Below are 23389 nucleotides of genomic sequence, written 5' to 3' on the forward strand. Positions count from 1 at the left end.
GGAGGGGCCATGAACGCCATGATCCTGATCGCCGCCGCCGCGAGTGTTGCCGCCTCCTCCCCGACGCCACAGCCTGTGCAGAAGGCGGGCGCGGACCATTATGTCTGGGGCGGGGTGAATGATGGCTGGCATCTGGTGAAGCGCGACGACCTGTCCGTGATAGAAGAGCGCATCCAGCCGGGCGCGGCCGAAGTGCGGCATCATCATGAGCAAGCGCGGCAATTCTTTTACGTGCTGGCTGGCGAACTGACGATGGAAGCAGCAGGCCGGACGCATCGGCTGACGGCGGGGCAAGGGATCGAGATCGCGCCGGGGGTGCCGCATCAGGCGCAGAACAGGAGCGCCGCGCCGGTGGAGATACTGGTTACATCGACGCCCAAAAGCCATGGTGACCGGGTGGAAGCACCGCTGGCACGATAGGAGGTGCGCTGCTTAACTTCGCACATTTCCCGCAGATTTCGACATTATCGTGCACATGTTGGAAATTATGTTTCGCGTGGGTGCACGGGGCCGGACGATGGGAAAGAACGGCGTGTGGTTTAGCATGATTGGGCGTGTGTAGGACAGGAATGGGTGGATTTACGACGGTCGGCTTTTGGTGAGATTACCGGCGAAAGCTGACGCTGCGCGGCAATAAATCATTCGGCAGCAATCGCCCAATTGCGGACGTTACGGAAACCCAGCTAACAACGCTTGCTTACAAATCGCTTGAAGGTGTCCGATGGAGTTTCCCGACGGTCTGCTCAACCTATACCTCACTGATATAGGAGAGCCGTCCGAAAACCAGTTGCGGATCGTAGTGGCGGAGGGCCTGCTCGGCGAGCCGACTAAGATCGACATCGACGGTGTCGACTTGGGTGAAGGTCGGCCGATACTTGTGACCGACGAGAGCCGGTCTTTCGAGCTACGTTGGGACAACTACGTCGCATACGCAGTCAGAAACGAGAGCTTCTGGAAGAGTGAGGATGACGAGTTGCCCCGAGGAAAGATGCTTGAACGGCGCTTCGACGCAGCGTTCTTCCAGTATGTCTCCGCTACCACATTCGCCGACGATGAATATCCAGGGCCACTAGAGCACTGGTCGCTGACCACGCTAAATCACTGTGTGGATGTGGTGAGCGTCGGTCCTCCGCGCGTGATGCTGAGCACGTCTGGAGCTTGAACGTCGAGCCGGGGTCAATGGCAGCTTCCCACCACATTTCGTCATTCAGCCTTCGACGTGCCACCTGAAGGAGTGGCCGGTTTCAAGGATCAGGATTATCTGGCTGAGTGACCAAAAATGGTCGATGTTGGCTGTGTGTATAAAGTTCAGCGCCTCTTGAGCGTTTTGATGCGAGCGAGACTATCGGAGAAACGAAGAACAGCGAGGGTGACACCAAAATAAGCGATAGCGCCGCCTATTGTCATTCGCTTGATTATGGCAGGCCAGCCAATTTCTGCCGGTAGGCCTAGGGCTAAGAGCCCGAATAAGACAAATAGCATGAGGCCAACCCAAACCGGAATGGCGACCAAGGCTGCTCTGCGCACTGTCATTCTGCCATTTCCCAAGGTTCTATGTTTGGCAAGCGGACTACATAATGCTTACCGGCACAGGGAATGTCCGCAAGTGGCATTCATAAAATTGCTGGCGAACGGCAAAAAATGGTCGTTTCCAGCCCCTATCCCGCCAGCTTGCGGGCACGCTCTCGCCAGGTGGTGGCGAGGACCGGCATATCGGCCAGGGCGCGGACGCCGTCCGTGTCGCGCTTGTGGCCGCCGCCGATCAGCAGGTGGAAGACGCGAGCGACCGGCCAGTCGGGTAAGGGGCGTTCCAACAGGTCCATGCGGGTGCCGGTCTGGGCCTCTCCTTCCCGCACGACGCGCAGGTAAAGGCCGCTGCGCGCGGTCTTGACGATGGTGGCCATGATGTCGCGCGCGCCGAAGCGGTGGTCGAGTTTCCAGCAGGGCTGGCGGCCATGGCTGACCTCCACGATCGCGCTGCCCAGCGAGAAGCGATCGCCGAGGCAAATCTCGGTTTCGGTAAGGCCACGCGAGGCGATATTTTCCCCAAAGGCACCGGGCGCGTCGAGCAGGCTGTGGTCGGGCTTGCGCGCCCGCCACCAGCCATAATGGTCCTGCGGATAGAGATGGATCGCCTTGTCCAGACCGCCATGATGGATGCGGTCGGCGACGGCGTCATCGGCAAAACCCTCCCATGTGATGCGCACCGGACCTGCGACCGGCTGCTTGGCGATGGCGCTGTAATCTTCACCGCGGAAGGGCATGGGTCTGCCGACCAGCAGCGCGTCGATGGTCATGGAAGGGGTCGTCATGGCCTCATATTGCCATGGATGCACGGTCGGCGCGATGGCCGCTTTGACAATACAGGCCTTGCTTCGCCGTTTCTCGACTTCGCCGGACGGGCGATCAGGCCGCGCTCAGTTCCGATCGCAATTTCAGGACATGGCCGCCATTGTCGGCGGTGATGAGAAAGGCCGGGTCGCGGGTCGAGCCGTTGCGGCGGATCAGCGATCCTTCGATCGTGCGCTCGACATGGCGGTCGAACCGTTCCGCGATGCGCCCTCGGCCGACGCCCTGCCCCCAATTCCATTTGACCCGCGTTCCCTTACGGAATGTCTCGATCATGGGGCGTCCTCTCCTATTTCGGGCACATGCTGCGTCGGCCGTTACTCGTCGTCAGCGGAACCAAAATTCCCGGCAAGCTATCTGGTTCCCTTGGGTTTTTGCGCCGGTTGATATAAGGGGCGCCGATGGATGCTACCGGCCTGCGCGTCGCCCTGTTCAGCGGCAATTATAATTATGTTCGTGATGGCGCGAACCAGGCGCTCAATCGCTTCGTCGACTATCTGCTGAAGCAGGGCGCGGCGGTGCGCGTCTATTCGCCGACCACCGACACCCCCGCCTTCGAGCCTGCCGGCGATCTGGTCCGCACCCCGTCCTTCCCGGTGCCGGGGCGCAAGGAATATCGTGTACCCTATCGCATGTCGGTGCAGGTTCGCCGCGATCTCAAGGCGTTCGCGCCCAATATCGTTCATCTGTCCAGCCCCGATCCTTTGGGCCATCGCGCCCTGAGCTGGGCACGCGCGCGCAACCTGCCGACGGTGGCGTCGGTGCATACCCGGTTCGAAACCTATCCGCGCTATTATGGACTGGCCTTTCTGGAGCCGCTGATCGAATCCATCCTGCGCCGCTTCTATCGCCGTTGCGACGCCATCGTCGCGCCGTCCGAATCGATGGCGCAACTGCTGCGCAATCAGCGGATGAATTATGATGTCGGCATCTGGACACGCGGCATCGACCGGGACATTTTCAACCCCGGCAAGCGCGACATGGCATGGCGACGGTCGCTGGGCATCGCCGACGACGTGCCGGCGATCGGCTTCATCGGGCGGCTGGTGATGGAAAAGGGGCTGGATGTCTTTTCCGACACGATCGACCAACTGACCGCGCGGCAGGTACAACATAAGGTGCTGGTGGTGGGCGAAGGCCCGGCGCGCGAATGGTTCCAGAACCGGCTGCCGAACGCGGTGTTCACCGGTTTCCAGATGGGGACGGATCTGGGCCGCGCGGTTGCCGCCATGGACATGCTGTTCAACCCTTCGGTGACGGAAACCTTCGGCAACGTAACGCTGGAGGCGATGGCTTGCGGCCTGCCCACGGTGGCGGCGCGCGCGACCGGCAGCGAAAGTCTGGTGACGGAGGGCGTGACCGGCCGGCTGATCCGCCCCGGTGCGATCAGCGCCTTTGCCGATGCGTTGCAGGCCTATTGCATCGACGCGGATGCCCGGCATGCCGCCGGCGCCGCCGCGCAGGCACGGGCCGAGCGCAACGGATGGGATCAGGTGAACCAGGCGCTGGTCGATACCTATCTGCGCGTCATTCGCCAGCGGGCGCAGGGGCTGGCGCCGCGATCCAGCCCGGTTCCATAATCACATATCGTTCCTATATTCCGTTCGGGCTGAGCCTTTCCAAGCCCCGCCCTTTTCTGCAAGCTAGAGAGGCCCTTCGACACGCTCAGGGCGAACGGTGAAAAAAAATGAGTGATCTGTTCGCGGACCAGGATCAGGATATTGCCGATACCGCCCCGCTTGCCGACCGGTTGCGTCCGCGCACGCTGGCCGATGTCGTAGGGCAGGAACATCTGACCGGACCTGATGGCGCGATCGGGCGCATGGTCGCGGCGGGAAGGCTGTCCTCCATCATATTATGGGGACCGCCCGGTACCGGCAAGACGACCACGGCGCGGCTGCTGGCCGATGCGGTGGGCATGCGGTTCGCGCCGATCTCTGCGGTGTTTTCGGGCGTGGCGGACCTCAAGAAGCTGTTCGCCAGCGCGAAGGAGCATGCCCGGCGCGGCGAGAAGACCTTGCTTTTCGTGGACGAAATCCATCGCTTCAATCGGGCGCAGCAGGACGGATTCCTGCCCTTTGTCGAGGATGGCACGGTCACGCTGGTCGGGGCGACCACCGAAAATCCCAGCTTCGAGTTGAACGCGGCGCTTTTGTCGCGGGCGCAGGTGCTCATCCTGCGCCGGCTGGATGCCGCCGCGCTGGAGCAGTTGCTCGACCGGGCGGAGGCCTTGACCGGGCGGCCGGTGCCGATCGACGCCGCCGCGCGCGAGGCGCTGGTGGCGAGCGCGGATGGCGACGGGCGCTTCCTGCTCAACCAGGTCGAGACGCTCTATTCGATCGACCTGCCCCAGCCGCTCGATCCGGCCGGCCTGTCCGCCCTGCTCCACCGGCGGGTCGCGGTGTATGACAAGGATCGGGAGGGGCATTACAACCTCATCTCCGCCCTGCATAAGTCGTTGCGCGGGTCGGACCCGCAGGCCGCGCTCTATTATCTGGCGCGGATGCTGACGGCGGGGGAAGAGCCGCTCTATGTGCTGCGGCGGCTGGTACGCTTTGCGACCGAGGATATTGGCCTCGCCGATCCGCAGGCGGTGGTGCAATGCCTGGCGGCGAAGGATGCCTATGATTTCCTGGGGTCGCCGGAGGGCGAATTGGCGATCGTGCAGGCCTGCCTCTATTGCGCGACCGCGCCCAAGTCGAACGCGGGCTATATGGCGATGAAGGCATCGTTCAAATCGGCGCGCGATACCGGATCGCTGATGCCGCCGATGAACATCGTCAACGCCCCCACCAAGCTGATGAAGCAGGTCGGCTACGGCAAGAATTATCAATATGACCATGATGCGGCGGAGGGCTTTTCCGGGGCCAATTACTGGCCGGAAGAGATGACTCCGCAGACATTCTATGCGCCGACCGATCGCGGGTTCGAGGCGCGGATCGCCGAACGGATCGCCCATTGGGACCGGCTGCGGGCGGAGCGCGGGGGGCAGTGACGTCCTGCTTCGCCCGGTTCGTGGCGATCGACTGGTCGGGGGCCAAGGGTTCGCGGCACAAGGGGATCGCGGTGGCGCTGTGCGAAGGTGGCGATGCCGTGCCGCAACTGGTTGCCGCGCCCGATGGTGTCTGGTCGCGGCAGGCTGTGGCGGACTGGCTGGTGGGGACGGCGCGGGATGCGCCGGCCCTGTTCGGCTTCGACTTCAGCTTCGCGCCGCCCTTCGTTGCGCGCGGCGGCTATCTGCCGGGCAATGTGGTGCCGCAGGATGGCCCTGCCTTCTGGGCCTATGTCGATGCGATCTGCGACGATTTGGATCTGGGCGCGGCGAGCCTGCTGGAAGTCGCGCATCGCCGCCATTTCTATTTCGGCAAGGCGGATGGCGTGAAGGCGACCTTCATGCACAACCGGGCCTGCGAAGCGCATTATAATGCGGGTGGCGGCGGCAAGCCGTCCACCGTCTATGACGCGATCGGTGCGGCGCAGGTGGCCAAGGCCAGCTTTGCGGGCATGCGGCTGCTGCATCATGTGCGGCCCCATGTGCCGGTGTGGCCGTTCGATCCGATACCGGTCGCGGGATCGCTGGTCGTGGAAATCTATACCAGCATCGCCGCCCGCGCGGCCGGGCGGCCCAAGAGGCGGACGAAGATGCGCGATTTGGTGGCGCTGAACGACGCGCTGGTGACGCTGGGATCGCGACCGCATGCCGGCGTTATGCCCGACGATCATGGCGCGGATGCGATCGTGACCGCCGCCTGGATGCGACGGGCGGCGTTGCAGCCGGACCTTTGGGCGCCACCAGCCCTGACGCCGCAAATAGCGCGCACTGAGGGCTGGACCTTTGGCGTGAACTGATAGTAAGGGCGTCGAACCCGAAATGGCGGGCCGGATTAGCACAGCGGTAGTGCAGCGGTTTTGTAAACCGAAGGTCGGGGGTTCGATCCCCTCATCCGGCACCATTATTGAAGTGGCATCTCCTGCCGCGCCAATGCGATGACCTCGGCGATTCTGCATTTCCGCGCGAATATCCCCGGCTCTGCCCTCGACCTTTAATACTCTGCAACCGACACGGAGCGGCGGTCGGTTCGCCCCTCCCCACGTCTTCCTATCCGCGCAGCCCCATGTTTTGCGGGCTTAGATTCAGCGCCCGTTTCGCGGCTGGAGCCGCTCCCATGCCCAGAATTCATGTGCCGCCAGCCGGTGCCGAAGCGACGCTCATGCCGGATCAGAGACTTTGATTTACGCCAGCAAATTCGCGAACGGCGTTCCGAACAGGGCGACAGTGCCATCCAGGTCGGGCGATCCATGCTTTTGATCGGGATTGTCGTACAGGATCGTGGTTATGTCCGGCGCGTAGGGGCGCTGTTCACCCACGGATTTCAGGAAAGGCAGGAAATGCCTACGATAATGCCGCCCATCGCTCAGATTTTGTGCGTAGATCAACTGGCCTCCGTTAGTCCCCCGCTGTTTCAACGCTTCTGATACCGATATGACGGGCAGGTCTGCTTCGCCAAGCTCCCCACCGCTGGCATAATGCGCCAGAGCCTTTTCGCAGTCATATTCCGGAGAGAGCCGGACATCGGTTTGCGGGTTGATGACGAACGCCAGGGACGCATGCCCCTTCAGCAACGACTGAATGGCCGCGAAGCCGCCTCCGGAAGAACCAAGGACTATACGTTTTGCGCCAGGTGCCACCTGATCGATCATGGCGTCGGCCTGCCGCCACAGATCGGCAAGGCCCCAATTTCCGCGAATACCCAGATACCAGGCCAATCGGAGGTTGCTGACATTGTTGGCTTCGGGATCGTTCAGCACGAAGGTAGGGTGACGCAGCCGTTCGGCCCACGTCCAACGGTTGAAGATCTTACCGCCGGTTTCGAAGGTCCGATGCACGTTCCGGCCGTTGAACATCACGATCACGGCACTTTTATCCGGACCGTCGCGAAAGAACCAGTTGTCGAACTGGCCAACACCGCTTTCCAGCAGCGCGTCCGTCGAATCCCTCGTCGGTATCCGTTTCGGATTGGTCAAATCCTTCGCCATCATACCCCCTTTTTCGATCAGACGCAGGGTTCTCTAACCAGAGATGCCAAATAAAAGAAGAGGGTATGTGACGGCCAGAACAGCGATAGCATCGCTTGGACCAGACGGCGCGTCGGCCATTTGCAGCGGCGGTTCCCATACTGTCTGCTTTCCCCGGTTCGGCAGCGTTCCTCTCGTCCCCACATAAGCCACGCTGGCCATCAGGCATCATTTCCCCCATGGGATAGAAGAATCAGGCGTCGATATCCGCCCGCGCCAGCAGTTTGCGCGCCTGAGTAAGGTGCGGGGCGTCGATCATCTTGCCGTCCAGCATCAGGACGCCTGCGCCGGGCGATCGGGCAAAGGCCGCCACGATCGCGCGGGCCTGTGCGACCTGATCCGCCGTGGGTGTGAAGGCCGCGTTGATGATCGGCACCTGCGCGGGATGGAGCGCCATCATGCCGGTGAAACCGTCAAATGCGCCGCGTGCAGCATAGGCGGCAAGGCCCGCCTCGTCCCGGATGGCGGGATAGACCGTCTCGATCGCTGCGACGCCAGCGGCATGAGCGCCGAACAGGGTCATGGCGCGGACCATCTCATAGGGCGCTGTATAGCGGCCATCGGCATGGCGACTGCCGGCAGCGCCGATCGCGGCAGGCAAATCCTCCGCGCCCCAGGTCAGGCCGCAAAGCCGGTCGGCGACCGCGCCATAGCTGCCCAGTTGGAAGACGGCCTGTGGCGTTTCGGTCGCGATCGGCAGGATCGTCATGGCGGGCGACAGGCGATCGGCGAGCAGGGCGACGGTGGCGGCGCCTTCGCATTTCGGCAGGACGATGCCGTCTGCACCGATCGCCGCTTCAAGATCGGCATCCAGTTGGCCACCGTCGACAGGATTGATGCGCACGAACCGGCTGACCGGTGCCGAGCCTGACAGATAATCTGCAACGGCCGCCCGTGCGCGCGTCTTGGCATCCGGCGCGACACTGTCCTCCAGATCGAGGATGATGGCGTCCGCGCCGCTGGCCGCTGCCTTGGCGAACCGCTCCGGCCGGTCGCCCGGCACGAAGAGCAACGAACGCAGCCTCATGCCGGTCGCCGCTGCAACAGGGCAGTGCGCAGGCACTGGCACACGATCTCATGCCGCTGGTTGATGAGTGCGTGACGGAAGGTAACGAGGCCGGCGGTCGGCCGCGATTTGCTGTCGCGCAGTTCCACCACCTCGCTGGTTGCGCGCATCGTATCGCCGATGAAGACGGGCTTTGGCATGACCAATTTGTCATAGCCCAGATTGGCGACCAGCGTGCCCAGCGTCGTTTCGCCGACCGACAGGCCGATCATCAGCGAGAAGGTGAAGGTGCCGTTGACGAGGATCTGCCCGAACTCGCTCGCCCGCGCCGCCTCCGCATCGATGTGCAACGGCTGCGGATTATGAGTCATCGTGGAGAAAAGGAGATTGTCCGTCTCCGTCACGGTCCGACGGATCGGGTGCTCGATCCGGTCGCCGACCTGCCATTCGTCATAATGACGGCCGCTCATGCAGTTTCCTCCGCTACGATCCGCACCAGCAACGTGCCTTCCTGTACCTGCGCGCCCTGCGCGTGCGGCATGGCCTCCACCGTTCCGTCAAAGGGCGCTGTCAGGCCATGCTCCATCTTCATCGCTTCCAGCGTGATCAGTTTCTGCCCCTTCGTCACCCTGTCGCCCTGCGCCACGGCGACCGCGATGACGCGGCCAGGCATCGGGGCGAGGATCGCGCCGTCGCCCGCCGCCGCCGCGCCACCCGATGCCGCACGCCAGGGCGTGACCTGCCAGCTTCGCCCATGTTCGGTCACGAGTGTCCGAGCCTGCGGGACTTCGACAAGGGTCATGTTGCCGGCGCCGATCGTCACATCGACAGGCTGGCCATCGACCAGCACGCGCCCGCTGCGTTGCCGTGCGCCGTTGAGGCGAAAGCCAGCCAGCGCGCCCGCGCCGCCGATGGCAGCGCTTGCCTTCGTCAGTGCCGCATCGCTCGGCAAAGTGGCAGGCATCAGCGCCTCCCCTTCCCGCGCGATCAGGCCGGTATCGACCTGCCCCGCTGCGAAATCCGGGTGGGCCAGCGCCTTGACCAGAAAGCCGGCATTGGTGCGCAGCGGCCAGACCACCGAGCGATCCAGCGCCCCGGCCAATGCCGTGCGCGCGCCATCGCGCGTGTCGCCATGGGCGATCAGTTTGGCGATCATGGGATCATAATAAGGCGAGATGGTCGCGCCCTGCACCACGCCGGTATCCACGCGCACGCTGTCCCCCAGGTCGAAGGCGTCCAGCCGGCCGATCGAGGGGAGGAAGCCCTTGGCCGGGTCTTCGGCATAGAGGCGCGCTTCCATCGCCCAGCCGGTGATGGCGAGTTCATCCTGACGACGCGGCAGCGGTTCGCCTGACGCCACCTGCAACTGCCATTCGACCAGATCCTGACCGGTGATCGCTTCGGTCACCGGATGTTCGACCTGCAACCGCGTGTTCATTTCCATGAACCAGATGCGGTCGGCGCGCAGCCCTTCGGAAGCGTCGGCAATGAACTCGATCGTGCCGGCGCCGACATAGTCGACCGCCTTGCCCGCGCGAACGGCGGCGGCGCATAATGCCTCGCGCGTCTGCGCATCCATGCCGGGCGCGGGCGCTTCCTCGATCACCTTCTGATGGCGGCGCTGGAGCGAACAGTCGCGTTCGAACAGATGGACGATATTGCCGTGCTTATCGCCGAATATCTGCACCTCGATATGGCGGGGGCGCTGGATATATTTTTCGATCAGCACATGGGCATTGCCGAAAGAGGACGCCGCCTCGCGCTGGCAGGACAGCAGCGCATCGGCGAAGTCGGACGGCTGCTCGACCAGACGCATTCCCTTGCCGCCGCCGCCGGCGACCGCCTTGATGAGGACGGGATATCCGATCTGCGCAGCCTGTTCCGCCAGATGACCGACATCCTGATTGTCGCCCAGATAGCCCGGCGTCACCGGCACGCCGGCATCGGCCATCAGCGCTTTGGCTGCGTCCTTCAGGCCCATGGCGGTGATGCTGGAAGGATCGGGGCCTACCCAGATCAGGCCCGCGTCGATGACCGCCTGCGCAAAATCCGCATTTTCGGACAGGAAGCCATAGCCCGGATGGATCGCCTCCGCCCCGGTTTCCAGCGCGGCGGCGATGATCCGGTCACCCAGCAGATAGCTTTCGCGCACCGGTGCTGCACCGATATGCACGGCCTGATCCGCCAGCGCGACATGCAGTGCCTGCGCATCCGCATCGGAATAGACCGCGATGGTGCGGATGCCGAGCCGCCGCGCGGTGCGAATGACGCGGCAGGCGATCTCGCCGCGATTGGCGATGAGAAGGGATTGGATCATGGGCATCACATCCGGAACACGCCGAACGACGGGCGTTCGGGAATGGAGGCGTTGAGGGCGGCGGCGAAGGCCAGGCCGAGGACGTTGCGGGTCTGGGCGGGGTCGATGATGCCATCGTCCCACAGCCGGGCCGAAGCGTACCAGGGATTGCCCTCTTCCTCATATTTCTGGCGGATCGGTGTTTTGAAGGCCTCCGCCTGCTCGGGAGTCCAGCTTTTGGCATCGCGATGCACGGTGGCCAGCACCGACGCGGCCTGTTCGCCGCCCATCACCGAAATGCGGCTGTTGGGCCAGGTGAAGAGGAAGCGCGGCTGATAGGCGCGGCCGCACATGCCGTAATTGCCCGCGCCGAAACTGCCGCCGATCAGCACGGTGATCTTCGGCACGCTGGCGGTGGCGACGGCCGTCACCAGCTTGGCGCCATTTTTGGCGATGCCCTCTGCCTCATATTTGCCGCCGACCATGAAGCCGGAGATATTCTGGAGGAAGAGCAACGGGATTTTCCGCTGGCAGGCGAGTTCGATGAAATGCGCGCCCTTGACCGCACTTTCGCTGAACAGGACGCCGTTGTTCGCGAGAATCGCGACCGGCATGCCCCAGATATGGGCAAAGCCGCAGACGAGCGTGGTGCCATAGAGTGCCTTGAACTCGTGAAAGGCGCTGCCGTCCACGATCCGCGCGATCACTTCACGCACATCATAGGGCGCACGGACGTCCTGCGGGATGATGCCGTAGAGTTCGGCCGGGTCATATTTCGGGGGTACAGCGTCTTGCAGATTGACCGGCGGCATGCCCTGCGGCGCGAGGGTGGCGATGATATCGCGCACGATACTGAGCGCGTGATCGTCACTGTCGGCGACATGATCGACCACGCCCGACTTGCGGCCATGGAGGTCGCCGCCGCCCAGATCCTCGGCGCTGATGACCTCCCCCGTGGCGGCCTGCACCAGGGGCGGGCCGGCAAGGAAAATGGTGCCCTGATTGCGGACGATCACCGTTTCGTCCGACATGGCCGGGACATAGGCGCCGCCGGCGGTGCAACTGCCCATGACGCAGGCGATCTGCGGGATGCCGCGCGCGGACATTTGCGCCTGATTGTAGAAGATGCGGCCGAAATGGTCGCGATCGGGGAAGACTTCCGCCTGATGCGGCAGGTTCGCGCCGCCGCTGTCGACCAGATAGATGCAGGGCAGGTTGTTTTCGAGCGCGATTTCCTGCGCGCGCAGATGCTTCTTCACCGTCAGCGGGAAATAGGTGCCCCCCTTCACCGTGGCGTCATTGGCGGCGATCATCACCTGACGGCCATGGACGCGGCCGATGCCGGCGACGATGCCCGCGCCGGCAACATCGCCGCCATAAAGGCCGTTGGCGGCAAGCTGGCCGATTTCGAGGAAGGGGCTGCCGGCGTCGAGCAGATTTTCGACCCGTTCGCGCGGCAGCAGCTTGCCCCGGCCGACGTGGCGTTCGCGCGCGACTTCTCCACCGCCCAGCGCGGCGGCGGCGACATCGGCGCGCAACTGATCGGCCAGCGCGCGGTTATGCGCAGCGTTGGCGCGGAACGCCTCGCTATCGCGGGAAAGGGCGCTGTCGAGGACCGGGCCGGTCACTGGCCCGCCCCGATCAGTTCGCGACCGATCAGCATCCTGCGGATTTCATTGGTGCCCGCGCCAATATCCAGCAGCTTAGCGTCGCGCATATAGCGTTCGACCGGCCAGTCCTTCGTATAGCCGGCGCCGCCCAGCGCCTGTACAGCCTCCAGCGCGACGCGCACCGCATTCTCGCTCGCCAGCAGGATCGCGCCGGCCGCGTCGAAGCGCGTGGTCTTGCCCGCGTCGCAGCTTTTTGCCACGGCATAGACATAAGCGCGCGCGCTGTTGAGCGCGACATACATGTCGGCGATCTTGGCCTGCATGAGTTGAAAGCTGCCGATCGGCTGGCCGAACTGCTTGCGATCACGGACATAGGGGATGACGGTGTCGAGGCAGGCCTGCATGATGCCAAGCTGGATGCCCGCCAGCACCGCGCGCTCATAGTCGAGGCCGCTCATCAGCACCTTCACGCCGCCGTTCAGCGGACCCATGATATTCTCGTGCGGGACTTCGCAACCGTCGAAGACCAGTTCGGCGGTCGGCGATCCACGCATGCCGACCTTGTCGATCTTCTGCCCGATGGAAAAGCCGGGCATGCCCTTCTCGATCAGGAAGGCGGTGATGCCCTTGCTACCCTCCCCGGTCCGGGCATAGACGACCAGCGTGTCGGCATAGGCCGCGTTGGTGATCCAGAATTTCGTGCCGTCGAGAACATAGCCGGCATCCGTCTCCCGCGCTTTCAGCTTCATCGACACGACGTCGGAGCCGGCCCCGGCCTCCGACATGGCGAGCGATCCGACATGCTCGCCGGAAATGAGTTTCGGCAGATATCTGGCCTTCTGCGCTTCATTGCCCCAGCGGCGGATCTGGTTGACGCAGAGGTTTGAGTGAGCGCCATAGCTGAGGCCGATCGAGGCGGAGGCGCGGCTGACTTCCTCGCAGGCGATGACATGTTCGAGGTAACCGAGGCCCAGGCCGCCCCATTCCTCCTCCACCGTAATGCCGTGCAGGCCGAGTTCGCCCATGGCGGTCCAGAGTTCGTCGCGCGGGAACCAGTCATCGGCGTCAATCTTGGCCGCGAGCGGCGCGATACGATCGGCAGCGAAGCGCGCCGTCGTATCCCGGATCATATCGGCAGTTTCACCTAGCGCGAAATCGAAATCGGGCGCCATCGGCCTCTCCTCATATTTTCTGACTGGCGCGAGCATAGCAGCCCGGCCAGCTTTTGAAAAATTGACCGTGCGATAAGCATATAATAGATGGCATCTATGATCGAACGCTATCTGATCCACTATTTCCTGGCCGTGGTGGATCAGGGCAATTTCTCCCGCGCGGCGCAGCAATGCCGGGTGTCTCAGCCCACCTTGTCGGTCGGCGTCGCGAAACTGGAGACGATCACCGGCCATATGCTGTTTCACCGCACCAATCGCCGCGTGGAGTTGACCAGTTTCGGCGCGACCTTCGCCGTCCATGCCAGACGCATTGAAGCTGAATTCGCAAAGGCGATGCAGGCGATGGCGGTGGACCAGAAGAGCCGCCTGGTAAGGGTCGGGGTGATATCCACCCTGCCTTCCGCCTGGATCGAGGCGGCGACGCGGGAAGCCTGTCAGGCGGAAGGCGAGAAGATAGAGATCGTCGAAGGACGGATGCGCGACCTGCTACCGCGACTGGAGCGGGGGCGGATCGACGCCATTGTCGGCATATTGGGCAATGATGCGCGGGCGCGTGAGACCTGGTTCGAGGAGGGCTATGCGCTGGCCCTGTCGGACAGCCATCCATTGGCGCATCGGCGGATGCTGGAACCCGAAGAGGTGGCTGACGCCGACATGCTGGTCCGCCGCAATTGCGAGGCGCTGTCGCAGGTCAGCCAATTCTTCACGGCGAGAGGCATCCGCCCCTTCTTCGCCGCGCGCACGACCAGCGACGATCGGGCCATCGCCTATGTGCGGTCCGGGCTGGGCATCACCGTCATGCCGCGCTGCCATGCGCAACCGGGGATCGCCATGCCCATGCTCAGCGGTTTCGACATGCGGCGGCGGATCGGGTTGCTGGTCGATCCGGCCAATGCCGGGCGGGTCGAGGACAGCCAGTGCCTCCAGCGCTTCTCGTCGGTGATCCGCGCGGCGGCTGTGCATTGAAGAGCGGGAGGGAGGTCACGGCCTAAGCGATCAACCCTCCCATCGCGCCGATCGGAAACACCCCCTGCCCCAAACGCAAAATGGGGGCCGGCATCGCTGCCGGTCCCCACTTCCGTCGGACTTTCCCTCAGATATTTTCGAGCGGTCGGCCGAGGCCGGCTTGTTCGATAATAGTGAGGCGATCCGCGTCTCGTGAAGAGATGCGATCATCGGCCCGCCGATCCTGTGCGCCATCCTTCAAAGCGAAGGCGCCGCGCAGGTTTTGCTCCGGTACTTGGCCAAGGGCCGCCTGCCCGGTGCTAAAATGCCTGCATTCCATGCCCGACGTTCACTTTCGCGCGTACCCGGCAAGGGCTTCAAGCATCCCGTCCATCTGCCCGGCTCCACCCTTGCGGATATTGCCTGCCGATGAACTGTCGTTACGGTTCAAACTCCTGATCTCTCAGTCATTTTTGGAACCGGATCGCTCCGTTTCCACCGTTCCGACACAAGGATGGTCTCACCACATTCGAGTCGTTCAAAGCGAAATCGAACAGATTTTTGACGGTGGGCCGCCGAAAGCTGTGGATAACTGTGGATAAGTCTCAACCGGGCGGCGACCAGTCCGGCGGCGCAAGGGAAAAGCCGGCAAAATCAAAGCCCGGCGTCACGGTGCAACTGACCAGCGTCCAGCCGCCCTGCGGCATCGATGCCTGCCAGTGATGCGCGGGCACCCAGCCCTGCGGCATCTGGCCAGCCGGAACGTCCAGCCCCAGAAGCAGGGCGCGAGCGCCCTCCCCCGGCGCGGCGATGGACAGGATCAGCGGTGCGCCGGCATGCCAGAACCAATGCTCGTCGGCATCGACCCGGTGCCAGTGCGATCGCTGATGCGCCTCCAGCAGGAACAGGATTGCGGTGCCGGCTGCCCGCACGCCCGGCGCGGCGGTGGCGCGCCACGTCTCCCGATACCAGCCGCCTTCGGGATGAGGCGCAAGGTCCAGCGCCTCTATCAGCCGGCGCCCTTCCCGTTCATCGTCACCACCCATCCATTCACCTCAAATTTTATTGCCTTGGAAACAGTGACTTAAATTGTTGCCTGACGTTCATGCAACCTGGATCAATGTAGAAGGGTTGAAGCGACAAATCACGCACTTCGGAGGAGAATATCATGCGTAATGCCCTGCTCGCCCTGGCCGCCGTCTCGCTGGCCATCCCGATGTCCATGGCCGTCCCCACCGACGGCGCACAGGCTCGTAAACATTATCGCTACAAGGAATGGCGCGGCCGTGACGGCCGGACCTATTGCCGCAAGTCGAACGGCACGACCGGCCTGATCGTCGGCGGTGTCGGCGGTGCGCTGGTCGGCCGCGCGATCGACACCCGTGGCGATCGTGCCACGGGTACGATCCTGGGCGCGGCCGGTGGCGCGCTGCTCGGCAAGTCGATCGACAGCAAGCGTAGCTGCCGCTGATGCCAATAACCGGCGCGTGGCAGGAGCGCGCGCCGGTTTTCAGCGCTTCGTTCCGCTGAACGACAACAAAAAAGGGACGGCATCCCGTCGGATGCCGTCCCTATCTGTTTGAAGCGCCCCGATTGAAGCGCGCTTCCGATCAGTCAGCCGAAGCTTCCGCAGCGGCGCCGCGCGCGTCTTCGACCTTGAAGGCAACCTGCTGGCCGCCCGAAACGCCCGAAACCTTGCCATTCTTGACGGCCAGATTGAAAGCGACGGCGTCAGGGAAACGACGACCCGAAATCACCTTGCCCGTCTTGGTGTCCTTCACCTGATAGACATAGGTGTAGCCTTCGTGGGTGAAGCGCTGCTTGGCAGCGGCATCTTCAGCCTGAGCGGCGGTGGCGGCAATGGCGCTGATGGCGCCGGCGACAATGAACTTGGACAGCATTCGCATGGGTAAACTCCTTGTGAATGCCGATCAAACACCTCTAAATATTCTTGTTCTGTTGAAGACCGTCATATGGTGCAGCGCGTCAAAGCGACAATCGCAAAAAATGACGACCCGATTGCATCATGTGCAACCGCGTCCCGTTTTGCATACTAACCCTTTGATAGCGCTAACACATGATCAAACTCGGCTTTCGTCAGCGGAGCCACGGACAGGCGCGACTGGCGCAGCATCACCATGTCGGCGAGCGCCGAATCGGCCTTCATCGCCTTCAACGTCACAGGTTTGGCGAGCCGTTCGACCGGCGCGACATGGACAGCGATCCATTTGCCTGTCTCGTCCGTGCTATCGGGTGCGGCTTCCTCCACGATGGTCATGATGCCGACCGCCTCGACCCCGATATTGCTGTGATAGAAGAAGGCCAGATCGCCCTTGCGCATGGCCTTCATATGGCCCTGGGCCGCATGATTGCGCACGCCGTCCCATTCGGCCTTCCCCTTTTTGACCAGATCGTCATAGGAGAAGGCATCGGGTTCCGATTTCATCAGCCAGTAGTTCATCCTGCCTCCTTGCAACAGCGCCCCGGCGCGATCAAGGATGCGTCATGCGCGGGCTGCGCCTATTGATGGACCACGGCCCCATCTGAAAGAAACTGGAGATAAGACGTGTCGCAAGCGGTACTGGATCAGGTGCCTGTCCTGTCCATGGCAGACATGAGCAAGGCGGATTTCGCCGAGGCCTTTGGCCAATCGTTCCAACGCTTTGGGTTCGCCATGGTGAAGGACCATGGCATGGACCAGAAGCTGGTCGATGATGGCTGGGCGCTGGCGCGTCGCTTCTTCGACCAGCCGGTGGAAACCAAGCGCGCCTATGATGCCAGGTTCAACGGCGGCCAGCGCGGCTATACCGCCTTTGGTGTCGAGATCGCCAAGGGCGCGAGCGAGAATGACCTGAAGGAATTCTGGCATGTCGGTCGCGACCTGCCCGAAGGCGATCCGCTGGCGGAAACGATGCCCCCCAATATATGGCCGACCGAAATGCCGGAGTTCGAGCCGGTGTTCGCGAAACTCTATCGCGAGTTCGACCGGGTGGGCGCGGAATTGCTTTCGGCGATCGCGCTGTATCTGGGCCTGCCCGAACGCTGGTTCGACGGTCCGGTCGAGAATGGCAATTCGATCCTGCGGCTGCTCCATTATCCGCCGGTGTCGCCGCAGGCGCCGGGTATCCGCGCGGGCGCGCATGAAGATATCAACCTCATCACCCTGCTGCTGGGGGCGGAAGAAGGCGGGCTGGAACTGAAGGATCGGGGCGGCAACTGGCTGCCCGTGGTGCCGCCGCCCGGCGCGCTGGCGATCAATGTCGGCGACATGTTGCAACGGCTGACCAATCATGTGCTGCCGTCGACCAGCCATCGCGTAGTCAACCCGCCGCCGGAACGGCGCGGCCATTCGCGCTATTCCATGCCCTTCTTCCTGCACCTGCGCCCCGATTTCATGATCGACGCGCTGCCGCAATGCGTGAGCGAAGACAATCCGCGCCGCGATCCGCCGATCAGCGCGCATGATTATCTGACCGAACGACTGATAGAGATCGGGCTGATCAAGAAGGGGGAATTGCCCCGTTCGTCCTGAGTAGCCGCTGACCGAAGTCGAAGGGGCGTATCGAAGGAGCGATGCTTCGATACGCCCCTTCGACAAGCTCGGCCCTACTCAGCGCGAACGGATGTTAGGGCCGATCGACATTCAGTTCTGACGGCCTGCAAATGGCGCTTTTCCGTGCTTCCGGTGCTCACCTACTTTGAGTAGGCTGCGCTCCGGGTCACGGTCGCTCAGCGCCAGCTTCACGATCTTCACTTCGACATGGCTGACCTTGTCGTCCTGAAGGAAGATGGTGTCGATGATATGGTCGGCCACCGCTTCGATCAGGGTGAAATGCACGCCTTCGGGCAGCGCGGTCGATGCGGCATGCTTGAGGTCCATATAGTTTTTGGACGCGGCCAGCGGCGTTTCCGCCTCATAATGATCGGCGATTCGCAGGCGCGCGCGGATGGAAATGCGCAGCGGCTGGGGGAGATGCGTCTCCTCCGAATAGATGCCGGTCAGCACGTCGACATGCAGGTCGTTGACCTCCAGCGTCAGAAAATCGTCAAATCCAGTCTGCATAGCCTTGCCACATCCGGGCCGCGCTCCGCCCCATAAGATGGTGCAGGCCGGGGCCTATTTAGTCTTTCATTTTGCGAAGCGGACGCTAAAGCCCCGCTTCCGGCGCTGCCCCATGCGCCATTGATGGCGGATCGGCAAGACGTGTCAGACATTGTGCCCCTCAACAGTCAGCCCGACGCGGCGATCGAGCGGTTGCTCGACGCGGCGTTTGGACCCGACCGTCATGGCCGCACCGCCTATCGCATCCGTCAGGACATGCCCTGGCTACATGCCCTTTCCTTCGCCACGGTGGATGGTGACGGCGTGCTGATCGGATCGCTGCAAAGCTGGCCGGTGGCGCTGACCGATGCGGATGGGCATCAGACGCCGCTCATCATGGTCGGTCCAGTCGCGGTCGCGCCGACGCATCAATTTGGCGGTCATGGCCGGGCGATGATGGACGCGGTGGTCGCCGCCGCGCGCGCGATGGGCTGCGAGCCGCTGATGATGATCGGCGATCCCGAATATTATGGCCGCTTCTGGGGCTTTGCCGCCGATGGCACCGCCGGATGGGACGCACCCGGTCCGTTCGAGCCGCGCCGCCTGCTGGCCCTGCCGGTCGATGGCCGTCCGGTCGGGGGCACCGGCATGCTCGGCCCCAGAATATCCGTCGCGGCCTGATTAGGCCTTTGCCTGCGGACCGCAGGCTCCTATCTCCACCCCATGCCGATGGAACCCCTGCCCGATCTGTCTACCCTGTCGCTTGCCGACATTGCGCGGCTGGCCGCCGAAAAACGCCTGCCCCCGGTCGAGAAATGGAATCCCGATCATTGTGGTGACAGCGAAATGCGGATCGCGCGCGACGGCACCTGGTATCATCAGGGGTCGCCGATCGGGCGGGAAACGATGGTGCGGCTGTTTTCCACGATCCTGCGGCGCGAGCCGGACGGCAGCCATGTGCTCGTGACCCCGGTCGAGAAGCTAGACATAGAGGTCGAGGACGCTCCCTTCGTCGCGGTCGAACTGAAGAGCGAGGGCGAAGGGCGCGCGCGCACCCTGGCCTTTCGCCTGAACAGCGGCGACATCGTGACCGCCGGACCGAAGCATGAATTGACGGTGCGCGAAACGCCGGACGGCCCCCATCCCTATCTGCATGTGCGCGGGGGCCTGGAGGCGCTGGTCGGGCGCAGCGTCTATTATGAGTTGATAAACCTGGCGCTGGAAGAAGAAAGCGAGCGTGTCGGCCTTTGGAGCGAGGGCGCTTTCTTCCCGCTGGACGGCGCCGCATGACACTGGCGCAGCGGCTGCGCGCCGCACTGGAAGACGGGCACAGGCGGACCGATATCGCGCTGGATGACATCCGCGATCCCCGCATCATGGGCGACATCATGCTGGCGCCCGCCGCCGTTCTGGTGGCGATCACCGACCGGCCGGAACCCGGCCTGATCCTGACCGAACGCGCGACGACGTTGCGCAAGCATGCGGGACAGATCGCCTTTCCCGGCGGCCGGGTTGACGACGGCGATGCCGACGAGATCGCCGGTGCGCTGCGCGAGGCGCAGGAGGAGATCGCCCTGTCGCCCGACCAGGTGCAGGTGGTAGGCATATCCGATCGCTACAGCACCTTCACCGGCTTCGATATCGTGCCGGTGCTGGGAGTCATCCCGCCCGACCTGCCGCTGCGCGCGCAGGAAGGCGAAGTGGCGGACTGGTTCGAGTTGCCGCTGGCCTATGCGCTCGACCCGGCCAACCGGATGCGTCGCGAGGCCGAATTTGCCGGTGTTACACGCCATTATTACGAGATTTTCTGGGAGGGGCGACGTATCTGGGGGATTACAGCGGCGATCCTGGCCAATTTGTCGCGGAGGCTGGGCCATGACAATCCTGCCGGCTGACGCCGACTGGCGGCATCGTTCGCGCCTTGATGGCCTGCTGAACGCGCTGGATGCGGCCGACGGCAAGGCGCGCTTCGTCGGCGGCGCGGTGCGCGATGGGTTGCTGGGACTGCCCGTCAACGATCTGGATATCGCGACTATACTGGACCCGCATGATGTGGTCGACCGGCTGAAGGCGGCGGGGATCAAGGCGGTGCCGACCGGGATCGACCATGGCACCATCACCGCCGTCCTGCCCGACGGGCCGGTAGAAATCACCACGCTGCGCCGGGACGTCAGCACCGACGGGCGGCGTGCCACGATCGCCTACACGGACGACTGGCGCCAAGATGCCGCGCGGCGGGATTTCACCATCAACGCGCTGTATGCCGATCCCGTCACTGGCGAGATCAGCGATTATTTTGGTGGACTCACCGATCTGGCTGCGCGGCGGCTGCGCTTCATCGGGGACGCATCGGCGCGAATTGCCGAGGATCATCTGCGCATATTGCGCTATTTCCGGTTCCTGGCGCGCTATGGCGACAACGAGTTGGACAGTATCGCCTACGATGCCTGCGTCGCCGCCGCCAACAGCCTCATGGCGCTTTCGCGCGAGCGGATCGCCGACGAATTGCTGAAATTGCTGGGCGTCGCGGCGCCGGTCCATGCGCTGCGGCTGATGGTCGAAGGCGGGATATTGCGCCCGGTACTGCCGGAAGTGGATGCCGCTGGTGTCGCGCGGGTCGAAGCGCTGATGGTGCGGGAGGCGGAAAGCGGCATCGGCGGGTCGGCGCTGCGCCGACTGGCCGCCTCGCTGCCCGCTGACCCGGTGGTGGCCGATAGCGTGGGCGCGCGGCTGAAACTGTCGAAAAAAGCCCGCAAGCGGCTGACGGTAGCGCTGGAGCCGGCGGCGGCGATCACGGAAACGCCGCGTGCGCTGGCCTATCGGGTGGGTGTGGAGGGCACGATCGACCGTCTGCTGCTCGATCCGGGACAGCCTGTGTCCGCAGTGGCCGCGCTGGCGGACTGGACGCCGCCTATATTGCCGATCGGCGGTGGCGCCCTGATCGCGCGCGGCCTGACAGCCGGGCCGGACGTGGCCAAAGCCTTGCAAGCGGTGCAGGCCCAATGGGTGGCGGAGGATTTCCCCGATGCAGAGCGCGTCGGGGCGATCGCCGATCAGACCGTCTCGAAATTCCAGCGCGCGCGCCAATAATCGAAGGCGTCATTCTCGGCCATCGGCCGGGCGAAATGATAGCCCTGCCCCTGCCAGCAACCCATTTGTTGCAGGGCATGGGCCAGCGCCTGCGTCTCGATCCCTTCGGCCGTGACTTTCAGGTTCAGCGATTCGGCGAGCGACAGGATCGTGCGGACGATCACCGCCTTGTCATGATCCTCCAGCATCGTCGACACGAAGCTGCGGTCGATCTTGAGGATGTCGATCGGCAGGCTGTGCAGGCTGGCCAGGTTGGAGAAGCCGGTGCCGAAATCGTCCATCGCGATCGGCATCTGTAGCCCCTTGAGCGCGACAAGCAGTTTGCGCGCCTTGTCCGGATCGGCGATGATCGCGCTTTCGGTCACTTCTGCGGTCAGGCGATTGCCGGCGATGCCGGAATAGCGCAGCGCTTCCTCGAACATGGAAGCGACATCGTCGCGCGCCATCTGGATCGGCGACAGGTTGACGTTGACGCCGACCGGCAGCGCCTGGCCGAATTTCGCGTCCCAGCGCGACAGCGCCTGCGCCGCTTCATAGGCGGCCCAGCGGCCCAGCGGCGTGATGAGGCCGCTTTCCTCCGCCACGGCGATGAATTCGACCGGGGACACATTGCCCAGTTCCTCGTCATTCCAGCGGGCCAGCGCCTCGAACCCGGTGATCTCGCCGGTCTGGAGATGGATGAGCGGTTGATAGGCTAGGGTCAGGCCGCCCTGCGCCAGCGCCTCGCGCAGCCGGCTCTCGATCGAGAAGCGACGCTGCGCTTCCTTGAGTACGCCATTGCGATAAATCTCGACCTTGCCGCTGCGCTTGGCGATCTTCACCGCGGCCTGCGCCTTGCGCACGACATCGTCGGGATCATCGTCCAGATTGAGCGACAGGGCGCACCCGATCGCGCAATCGACGCGGATCTGGAGGTCGCTCAGCCGGATGGGCGAACTGAGCGCTTCCTTGATCCTCTGAACAATATGAAGAGCATCTGACAAGCCATTGTTAAGGCGCGCGAATACTGCAAAGTCATTGCCACCGATACGGGCCAGCACATCGCCCTGCCGCAGGCTGGATTTCAGCCGCTTGGCCACCGTGATGAGCAGTTCGTCGCCCGCCATCGGACCAAGCGATTCATTGACGCGGCTGAAGCGGCTGAGGTCGATGGCGATAATGCCGAACTGGGCATTGTCGGGCCAGGTGCCGTTGGCCAGCCGGTCGTCAATGTCCTCGCCGAAGCCAGTCCGGTTGGGCAGCGCGGTCAGGCCGTCCGACAGCAATTCACGGCGCAGATTCTTCTCGATCGTCCGTTCGCTGGTGCGGTCGATCGCGGTGAAGAGATAATATTCGGGATGACCTTCGGCGGCGGGCAGGCGGCCAAGTGTGCACATGAAATATTCCGGGCCGAGCTTGCCGTCACGGCGCAGCTCGAAACTCTCCGAATCGCGTCCGGACTGGATGAAACCGATGGCCCGTTCCCGCCATTCCTTCGTCACCCGGTCGGACGGATTGCTGTGCTGCGGGTTGGACCGAAAGACGGTCACAAAGCGGGCATTGCCCTGCCTGAAGTCTATTTCGTCGTTCTCATACGAGAAAATGGCCGCGAGCTGGGGCAAGGCCGCTAACCAGTCCGAGACGCTGACGGCGCAGTCAGGACGTGCGCGATCATCCCCCGGCAAGGGGGTGCCGCTTGCCTGCGTGACCGGCAAATTTCGTACCGACGTCGATTCCATATCCCCGCTGTATCCAGAAGGAGTAAATTTTCGGGAAACGCTAAGCGCCATTTTGGTGGAAATCAGACGAAAGGATAAAAAGCTG

The 23389-nt window shown here is 63.5% G+C and carries 25 protein-coding genes and 1 tRNA gene; 13 read left to right on the forward strand and 13 right to left on the reverse strand.

Annotated elements, in window-relative coordinates; genetic code table 11:
- The first annotated feature begins 9 nt into the window (after positions 1–9).
- Both ASE85_RS21920 and ASE85_RS21925 read left to right on the forward strand, forming a co-directional pair.
- Positions 10–420, forward strand: coding sequence for a cupin domain-containing protein (locus tag ASE85_RS21920; RefSeq protein WP_082462976.1), 411 nt, complete (start codon positions 10–12; stop codon positions 418–420).
- A 301-nt stretch (positions 421–721) separates the two neighbouring features.
- Positions 722–1162 (forward strand): hypothetical protein, encoded by a 441-nt coding sequence (locus tag ASE85_RS21925; RefSeq protein WP_056694020.1) that lies wholly within the window; start codon positions 722–724, stop codon positions 1160–1162.
- Positions 1163–1658: 496 nt separating this feature from the next.
- Here the strand turns inward: ASE85_RS21925 and ASE85_RS21930 are convergent, their stop codons facing one another.
- A complete protein-coding gene (locus tag ASE85_RS21930; protein WP_056694023.1) occupies positions 1659–2312 on the reverse strand; it encodes an MOSC domain-containing protein in 654 nt (217 codons plus the stop codon).
- Positions 2313–2406: 94 nt separating this feature from the next.
- Positions 2407–2625, reverse strand: a complete 219-nt coding sequence (locus ASE85_RS21935) for a DUF2945 domain-containing protein (RefSeq protein WP_056694025.1) — start codon at positions 2623–2625, stop codon at positions 2407–2409.
- Positions 2626–2750: 125 nt separating this feature from the next.
- On the opposite strand from ASE85_RS21935, the gene ASE85_RS21940 reads away from it, so the two are divergent.
- From ASE85_RS21940 to ASE85_RS21955, 4 genes are all read left to right on the forward strand, one after another.
- Positions 2751–3929, forward strand: coding sequence for a glycosyltransferase family 4 protein (locus ASE85_RS21940; protein ID WP_056694028.1), 1179 nt, complete (start codon positions 2751–2753; stop codon positions 3927–3929).
- Between the two features lie 107 nt (positions 3930–4036).
- Positions 4037–5344: a replication-associated recombination protein A gene (locus tag ASE85_RS21945; protein WP_056694031.1), complete on the forward strand. Its 1308-nt coding sequence runs from the start codon at positions 4037–4039 to the stop codon at positions 5342–5344.
- Entirely contained in the window at positions 5341–6198 is an 858-nt protein-coding gene (locus ASE85_RS21950) for a hypothetical protein (protein WP_056694035.1), read from the forward strand. Before ASE85_RS21945 ends, ASE85_RS21950 begins: the two co-directional genes overlap by 4 nt.
- A 29-nt stretch (positions 6199–6227) precedes the next feature.
- Positions 6228–6302, forward strand: a tRNA-Thr gene (locus ASE85_RS21955).
- Between the two features lie 280 nt (positions 6303–6582).
- Here ASE85_RS21955 and ASE85_RS21960 read toward each other — a convergent pair.
- From ASE85_RS21960 to ASE85_RS21985, 6 genes are all read right to left on the reverse strand, one after another.
- Complete coding sequence (locus ASE85_RS21960) at positions 6583–7389, reverse strand: hypothetical protein (protein ID WP_056694039.1); 807 nt, start codon at positions 7387–7389, stop codon at positions 6583–6585.
- Positions 7390–7618: 229 nt separating this feature from the next.
- Positions 7619–8452, reverse strand: coding sequence for an HpcH/HpaI aldolase/citrate lyase family protein (locus ASE85_RS21965; protein WP_056694042.1), 834 nt, complete (start codon positions 8450–8452; stop codon positions 7619–7621).
- A complete protein-coding gene (locus ASE85_RS21970; protein ID WP_056694045.1) occupies positions 8449–8901 on the reverse strand; it encodes a MaoC family dehydratase in 453 nt (150 codons plus the stop codon). Before ASE85_RS21970 ends, ASE85_RS21965 begins: the two co-directional genes overlap by 4 nt.
- On the reverse strand, positions 8898–10748 hold the full coding sequence (locus ASE85_RS21975) for an acetyl/propionyl/methylcrotonyl-CoA carboxylase subunit alpha (protein WP_056694182.1): 1851 nt from the start codon (positions 10746–10748) through the stop codon (positions 8898–8900). The genes ASE85_RS21970 and ASE85_RS21975 overlap by 4 nt, the downstream gene beginning before the upstream one ends.
- 5 nt (positions 10749–10753) lie before the next feature.
- Positions 10754–12355, reverse strand: a complete 1602-nt coding sequence (locus ASE85_RS21980; protein WP_056694048.1) for a carboxyl transferase domain-containing protein — start codon at positions 12353–12355, stop codon at positions 10754–10756.
- Positions 12352–13509: an isovaleryl-CoA dehydrogenase gene (locus ASE85_RS21985; protein WP_056694051.1), complete on the reverse strand. Its 1158-nt coding sequence runs from the start codon at positions 13507–13509 to the stop codon at positions 12352–12354. Before ASE85_RS21985 ends, ASE85_RS21980 begins: the two co-directional genes overlap by 4 nt.
- An 87-nt stretch (positions 13510–13596) precedes the next feature.
- Here ASE85_RS21985 and ASE85_RS21990 point away from each other — a divergent pair, with 87 nt between their 5' ends.
- Positions 13597–14475 carry a LysR family transcriptional regulator gene (locus ASE85_RS21990; protein ID WP_235523660.1) on the forward strand — a complete coding sequence of 293 codons (879 nt, stop codon included), beginning with the start codon at positions 13597–13599 and terminating at the stop codon, positions 14473–14475.
- A gap of 584 nt (positions 14476–15059) precedes the next feature.
- Here the strand turns inward: ASE85_RS21990 and ASE85_RS22000 are convergent.
- Positions 15060–15500, reverse strand: coding sequence for a cupin domain-containing protein (locus ASE85_RS22000; protein WP_056694059.1), 441 nt, complete (start codon positions 15498–15500; stop codon positions 15060–15062).
- Between the two features lie 122 nt (positions 15501–15622).
- Between ASE85_RS22000 and ASE85_RS22005 the strand changes: the two genes are divergently transcribed.
- A complete protein-coding gene (locus ASE85_RS22005; RefSeq protein WP_056694062.1) occupies positions 15623–15925 on the forward strand; it encodes a glycine zipper 2TM domain-containing protein in 303 nt (100 codons plus the stop codon).
- Positions 15926–16064: 139 nt separating this feature from the next.
- Here the strand turns inward: ASE85_RS22005 and ASE85_RS22010 are convergent, their stop codons facing one another.
- Positions 16065–16355 carry a hypothetical protein gene (locus tag ASE85_RS22010; RefSeq protein ID WP_056694065.1) on the reverse strand — a complete coding sequence of 97 codons (291 nt, stop codon included), beginning with the start codon at positions 16353–16355 and terminating at the stop codon, positions 16065–16067.
- A gap of 152 nt (positions 16356–16507) precedes the next feature.
- On the reverse strand, positions 16508–16915 hold the full coding sequence (locus ASE85_RS22015) for an EVE domain-containing protein (protein ID WP_056694068.1): 408 nt from the start codon (positions 16913–16915) through the stop codon (positions 16508–16510).
- A 105-nt stretch (positions 16916–17020) separates the two neighbouring features.
- On the opposite strand from ASE85_RS22015, the gene ASE85_RS22020 reads away from it, so the two are divergent.
- Entirely contained in the window at positions 17021–17986 is a 966-nt protein-coding gene (locus ASE85_RS22020; RefSeq protein ID WP_056694072.1) for an isopenicillin N synthase family dioxygenase, read from the forward strand.
- Between the two features lie 111 nt (positions 17987–18097).
- Here ASE85_RS22020 and ASE85_RS22025 read toward each other — a convergent pair whose 3' ends face one another.
- Positions 18098–18517: a dihydroneopterin aldolase gene (locus tag ASE85_RS22025; RefSeq protein WP_056694075.1), complete on the reverse strand. Its 420-nt coding sequence runs from the start codon at positions 18515–18517 to the stop codon at positions 18098–18100.
- A gap of 123 nt (positions 18518–18640) precedes the next feature.
- Between ASE85_RS22025 and ASE85_RS22030 the strand changes: the two genes are divergently transcribed.
- The 4 genes from ASE85_RS22030 to ASE85_RS22045 are packed head-to-tail and all read left to right on the forward strand — an operon-like array spanning position 18641 to position 21586.
- Entirely contained in the window at positions 18641–19177 is a 537-nt protein-coding gene (locus tag ASE85_RS22030) for a GNAT family N-acetyltransferase (protein WP_200928433.1), read from the forward strand.
- Positions 19178–19219: 42 nt separating this feature from the next.
- Positions 19220–19786, forward strand: coding sequence for a DUF1285 domain-containing protein (locus tag ASE85_RS22035; protein WP_056694080.1), 567 nt, complete (start codon positions 19220–19222; stop codon positions 19784–19786).
- Entirely contained in the window at positions 19783–20391 is a 609-nt protein-coding gene (locus tag ASE85_RS22040; protein WP_056694084.1) for a CoA pyrophosphatase, read from the forward strand. The genes ASE85_RS22035 and ASE85_RS22040 overlap by 4 nt, the downstream gene beginning before the upstream one ends.
- Positions 20372–21586, forward strand: a complete 1215-nt coding sequence (locus ASE85_RS22045) for a CCA tRNA nucleotidyltransferase (RefSeq protein ID WP_056694087.1) — start codon at positions 20372–20374, stop codon at positions 21584–21586. The genes ASE85_RS22040 and ASE85_RS22045 overlap by 20 nt, the downstream gene beginning before the upstream one ends.
- On the opposite strand, the gene ASE85_RS22050 is transcribed toward ASE85_RS22045, so the two are convergent.
- Entirely contained in the window at positions 21550–23304 is a 1755-nt protein-coding gene (locus ASE85_RS22050; protein ID WP_056694090.1) for a putative bifunctional diguanylate cyclase/phosphodiesterase, read from the reverse strand. The genes ASE85_RS22045 and ASE85_RS22050 overlap by 37 nt on opposite strands.
- Positions 23305–23389 lie beyond the last annotated feature (85 nt).

Origin of the sequence: Sphingobium sp. Leaf26 (assembly GCF_001421665.1) — a bacterium.
GTDB lineage: Bacteria > Pseudomonadota > Alphaproteobacteria > Sphingomonadales > Sphingomonadaceae > Sphingobium.

Coding starts and splice junctions, on each gene's coding strand:
- ASE85_RS21920 (WP_082462976.1), top strand. CDS start 10: ATGAACGCCATGATCCTGATCGCCGCCGCCGCGAGTGTTGCCGCCTCC.
- ASE85_RS21925 (WP_056694020.1), top strand. CDS start 722: ATGGAGTTTCCCGACGGTCTGCTCAACCTATACCTCACTGATATAGGA.
- ASE85_RS21930 (WP_056694023.1), bottom strand. CDS start 2,312: ATGACGACCCCTTCCATGACCATCGACGCGCTGCTGGTCGGCAGACCC.
- ASE85_RS21935 (WP_056694025.1), bottom strand. CDS start 2,625: ATGATCGAGACATTCCGTAAGGGAACGCGGGTCAAATGGAATTGGGGG.
- ASE85_RS21940 (WP_056694028.1), top strand. CDS start 2,751: ATGGATGCTACCGGCCTGCGCGTCGCCCTGTTCAGCGGCAATTATAAT.
- ASE85_RS21945 (WP_056694031.1), top strand. CDS start 4,037: ATGAGTGATCTGTTCGCGGACCAGGATCAGGATATTGCCGATACCGCC.
- ASE85_RS21960 (WP_056694039.1), bottom strand. CDS start 7,389: ATGATGGCGAAGGATTTGACCAATCCGAAACGGATACCGACGAGGGAT.
- ASE85_RS21965 (WP_056694042.1), bottom strand. CDS start 8,452: ATGAGGCTGCGTTCGTTGCTCTTCGTGCCGGGCGACCGGCCGGAGCGG.
- ASE85_RS21970 (WP_056694045.1), bottom strand. CDS start 8,901: ATGAGCGGCCGTCATTATGACGAATGGCAGGTCGGCGACCGGATCGAG.
- ASE85_RS21975 (WP_056694182.1), bottom strand. CDS start 10,748: ATGATCCAATCCCTTCTCATCGCCAATCGCGGCGAGATCGCCTGCCGC.
- ASE85_RS21985 (WP_056694051.1), bottom strand. CDS start 13,509: ATGGCGCCCGATTTCGATTTCGCGCTAGGTGAAACTGCCGATATGATC.
- ASE85_RS21990 (WP_235523660.1), top strand. CDS start 13,597: ATGGCATCTATGATCGAACGCTATCTGATCCACTATTTCCTGGCCGTG.
- ASE85_RS22000 (WP_056694059.1), bottom strand. CDS start 15,500: ATGGGTGGTGACGATGAACGGGAAGGGCGCCGGCTGATAGAGGCGCTG.
- ASE85_RS22005 (WP_056694062.1), top strand. CDS start 15,623: ATGCGTAATGCCCTGCTCGCCCTGGCCGCCGTCTCGCTGGCCATCCCG.
- ASE85_RS22010 (WP_056694065.1), bottom strand. CDS start 16,355: ATGCTGTCCAAGTTCATTGTCGCCGGCGCCATCAGCGCCATTGCCGCC.
- ASE85_RS22015 (WP_056694068.1), bottom strand. CDS start 16,915: ATGAACTACTGGCTGATGAAATCGGAACCCGATGCCTTCTCCTATGAC.
- ASE85_RS22025 (WP_056694075.1), bottom strand. CDS start 18,517: ATGCAGACTGGATTTGACGATTTTCTGACGCTGGAGGTCAACGACCTG.
- ASE85_RS22030 (WP_200928433.1), top strand. CDS start 18,641: ATGGCGGATCGGCAAGACGTGTCAGACATTGTGCCCCTCAACAGTCAG.
- ASE85_RS22035 (WP_056694080.1), top strand. CDS start 19,220: ATGCCGATGGAACCCCTGCCCGATCTGTCTACCCTGTCGCTTGCCGAC.
- ASE85_RS22040 (WP_056694084.1), top strand. CDS start 19,783: ATGACACTGGCGCAGCGGCTGCGCGCCGCACTGGAAGACGGGCACAGG.
- ASE85_RS22045 (WP_056694087.1), top strand. CDS start 20,372: ATGACAATCCTGCCGGCTGACGCCGACTGGCGGCATCGTTCGCGCCTT.
- ASE85_RS22050 (WP_056694090.1), bottom strand. CDS start 23,304: ATGGAATCGACGTCGGTACGAAATTTGCCGGTCACGCAGGCAAGCGGC.